This window comes from Streptomyces sp. NRRL WC-3549 (genome assembly GCF_000721935.1).
Classification (GTDB): domain Bacteria; phylum Actinomycetota; class Actinomycetes; order Streptomycetales; family Streptomycetaceae; genus Streptomyces.
The window spans coordinates 263857-267125 of record NZ_KL585381.1 but is presented as its reverse complement, the minus strand read 5'-3'; the positions used below and the strand labels follow the sequence as shown (position 1 = coordinate 267125).

The following is a 3269-nucleotide window of genomic DNA, read 5'->3' as shown; positions in this document are numbered from 1 at the left end:
GCCATCGGCTGGCTGGTCGACGGCGCCGCCATCACCAACCAGGTGCCGCTCTGCCGGTGTTCCTACGGCCCGTACGCACGGGCGATGGTCAGGATCTGCAAGGAGGAGTCCTTCCACCAGCGCCAGGGGTTCGAGTTGCTCATGGCACTCAGCCGCGGCACCCCCGCCCAGCACGCGATGGCCCAGGACGCGGTCGACCGCTGGTGGTGGCCCTCCCTGATGATGTTCGGCCCGCCCGACGACGCCTCGTCCCACTCGGCGCAGTCCATGGCGTGGAAGATCAAGCGTCATTCCAACGACGAGCTGCGCCGGCGCTTCGTCGACATCTGCGTACCGCAGGCCCAGGCCCTGGGTCTCACCCTCCCCGACCCCGACATCCGGTGGAACGAGGAGCTCGGCCGGCACGACTACGGAGAGATCGACTGGACGGAGTTCCAGGAGGTCCTCAAGGGAAACGGCCCCTGCAACGACCAACGGCTCGCCCAGCGGCGCTCCGCCCATGAAGAGGGCGCCTGGGTCCGGGACGCGGCGGCGGCCTACGCGGACAAGCAGAGGGCGCGGGCGGGCGGTCCCGCGGCCGACGAACCGACCACCGGCGCTGAAGCGACCGCACACCCCGTGGAGACGACCGCATGAGCAACGCGAACGACTGGCCGCTGTGGGAGGTGTTCGTACGCTCGCGGCGCGGGCTGTCCCACACCCATGCCGGCAGCCTGCACGCACCGGACGCCGAGATGGCCCTGCGCAACGCCCGCGATCTCTACACCCGTCGCTCGGAAGGGGTCTCGGTCTGGGTGGTTCCGTCGACGGAGATCACCGCTTCCTCTCCGGACGAGAAGGACGCCTTCTTCGAGCCCGCCGGGGACAAGCCCTACCGCCACCCCACGTTCTACGAGATCCCGGACGGGGTGAAGCACCTGTGACCGCGGCCCTTGCTCTCGGCGACGACGCCCTGGTCCTCTCGCAGCGGCTGGGGGAGTGGGCGGGCCACGCTCCCGTGCTGGAGGAAGAAGTGGCGCTGGCCAACATCGCCCTGGACCTGCTGGGGCAGGCCAGGACCCTGCTCTCGCTGGCCGGGGACGAGGACGAGCTGGCCTTCCTCCGCGAAGAACGCGCCTTCCGCAACGTCCAGCTGGTGGAACAGCCCAACGGGGACTTCGCCCACACCATCGCGCGGCAGCTCTACTTCTCCGTCTACCAACACCTGTTGTACGGGCGCCTGGCCGCCGACGAGAGCCCGTTCACCGCTCTCGCGTCGAAGGCCGTGAAGGAGGTCGCCTACCACCGCGACCACGCCGAACAGTGGGTACTGCGGCTCGGCGACGGCACAGCCGAGAGCCACGAGCGGATGCAGTGCGCACTGGACGCGCTGTGGCGCTACACCGGAGAGCTGTTCGAGCCCGTGGAAGGCGTGGACCTCGACTGGCGGGCGCTGAAGGCGGACTGGCTGACCGCGGTCACCGCCGTCCTCCGGCAGGCCACCCTGGCTCTTCCCGCAGGTCCGCAGTCGGGTGCCTGGACCGCGGGCGCGGGCCGGCAGGGGCTGCACACCGAGCCTTTCGGTCGGATGCTCGCCGAGATGCAGCATCTGCACCGCAGCCATCCGGGGGCGTCATGGTGACGGATACACCGCTGGAGGCCGAGGTCCGCCGGCTCGCCGGATCCGTGCCGGATCCCGAGCTTCCCGTCCTGACACTGGAGGAGCTGGGAGTGCTCCGGGACGTCCGGGTACAGGGGCCGGGCCGGGTCACCGTGCATCTCACCCCGACCTATACCGGCTGCCCGGCCGTCGAGACCATGTCGGCCGACATCGAGCGGGTGCTGCACGAGCACGGCGTGCCCGAGGTCTCGGTGATCACCGTGCTCGCTCCCGCCTGGTCGACGGACGACATCAGCGAGGAGGGGCGCCGCAAACTCGCGGAGTCCGGCATCGCACCGCCCCGGCCGAACCGGGGCCCGGACGGGCCCGTGCCGGTGGCCTTGTCGGTGCGCTGCCCGCACTGCGGGTCCACCGACACGGAGCTGCTGAGCCGCTTCTCCTCCACGGCCTGCAAGGCGTTGCGCCGGTGCGTGGACTGCCGGGAGCCGTTCGACCACTTCAAGGAGTTGTAGATGTTCCATCCGCTCCGGGTCAGCGCGATCGAACGGATCACGGACGACGCGGTGGCCGTCACCTTCGCCGTGCCGCCCGAGCTGCGCGAGACCTTCCGTCACACCCCCGGCCAGCATCTGAACGTGCGCTACAGCGTCGGCGGGGACGAGATACGACGCTCCTATTCGATCTGCGCGCCGGCCACCGCAGAGCCCGACGCGCCGGTGCTCAAGGTGGGTATCCGACTGGTCGACGGCGGGGCGTTCTCCACGTACGCCCTCAAGGAACTCGCGGTCGGCAACGTGGTGGAGGCGATGGCCCCGACCGGCCGGTTCGTGCTGAAGCCACGCCCCGGGCACTTCGCGGCGATCGTCGGTGGCAGCGGCATCACGCCCGTGCTGTCCATCGCGGCGACGCTGCTGGCCCAGGAGCCCGCGGCGCGCTTCTGCCTGATCCGCAGCGACCGTACCGCCGCGTCGACGATGTTCCTGGAGGAAGTGGCCGACCTCAAGGACCGCTACCCGGGCCGCTTCCACCTGGTGACGGCGCTGTCCAGGGAGGAGCAGGCCGCCGGGCTCCCGCCCGGCCGACTGGACCGCGAGCGGCTCACCGGGCTGCTGCCCGCACTGCTTCCGGTGTCGTCCGTGGACGGCTGGTTCCTGTGTGGACCGTTCGGCCTGGTGCGGCAGGCGGAAGGCGCGCTGCGGGAGCTGGGGGTCGACCGGTCCCGCATCCATCAGGAGATCTTCCATGTGGCCGACGACGGCCCGGCGCGCTCGGTGGCTGCCGCCGTGACCGCCCCGTCGCAGAGCACGCTCACGGCGACCTTGGACGGGCGCTCGGGCAGCTGGCCCGTCCAGGAGGGCGAATCGCTGCTGGAGACGGTGTTGCGGAGCCGAGCGGACGCCCCCTACGCCTGCAAGGGCGGTGTCTGCGGGACGTGCAGGGCCTACCTGGTCTCCGGGGAAGTGCGGATGGACCGCAACTACGCACTGGAACCGGAAGAGACCGGAGCAGGCTACGTCCTGGCCTGTCAGTCGCACCCGGTCACCCCGGAAGTGGAGCTCGACTTCGACCGCTGACGGCAGACCGCGCACCCCAGTCCCCAGCCCCCAGACGGCTCACGGCTCACGGCTCACGGCTCACAGCTCACAGCTCACAGCTCACAGCTCACAGC

General features: G+C 70.6%; 5 protein-coding genes. All 5 read left to right on the top strand.

Translation table 11 applies throughout. The features are described 5' to 3' along the window. The coding region (gene paaA / locus IH13_RS0101480) for a 1,2-phenylacetyl-CoA epoxidase subunit PaaA (protein ID WP_031080345.1) at positions 1–636 on the top strand (636 nt) is incomplete at its 5' end. Further along, entirely contained in the window at positions 633–923 is a 291-nt protein-coding gene (gene paaB, locus IH13_RS0101475; RefSeq protein WP_031080343.1) for a 1,2-phenylacetyl-CoA epoxidase subunit PaaB, read from the top strand. The genes paaA and paaB, both read left to right, overlap by 4 nt. Next, positions 920–1621: a 1,2-phenylacetyl-CoA epoxidase subunit PaaC gene (paaC, locus tag IH13_RS0101470; RefSeq protein ID WP_031080342.1), complete on the top strand. Its 702-nt coding sequence runs from the start codon at positions 920–922 to the stop codon at positions 1619–1621. The genes paaB and paaC overlap by 4 nt, the downstream gene beginning before the upstream one ends. After that, positions 1615–2112, top strand: coding sequence for a 1,2-phenylacetyl-CoA epoxidase subunit PaaD (gene paaD, locus IH13_RS0101465; RefSeq protein WP_031080340.1), 498 nt, complete (start codon positions 1615–1617; stop codon positions 2110–2112). The genes paaC and paaD overlap by 7 nt, the downstream gene beginning before the upstream one ends. Further along, positions 2113–3174, top strand: coding sequence for a 2Fe-2S iron-sulfur cluster-binding protein (locus IH13_RS0101460; protein ID WP_031080337.1), 1062 nt, complete (start codon positions 2113–2115; stop codon positions 3172–3174). Positions 3175–3269: the final 95 nt, after the last annotated feature.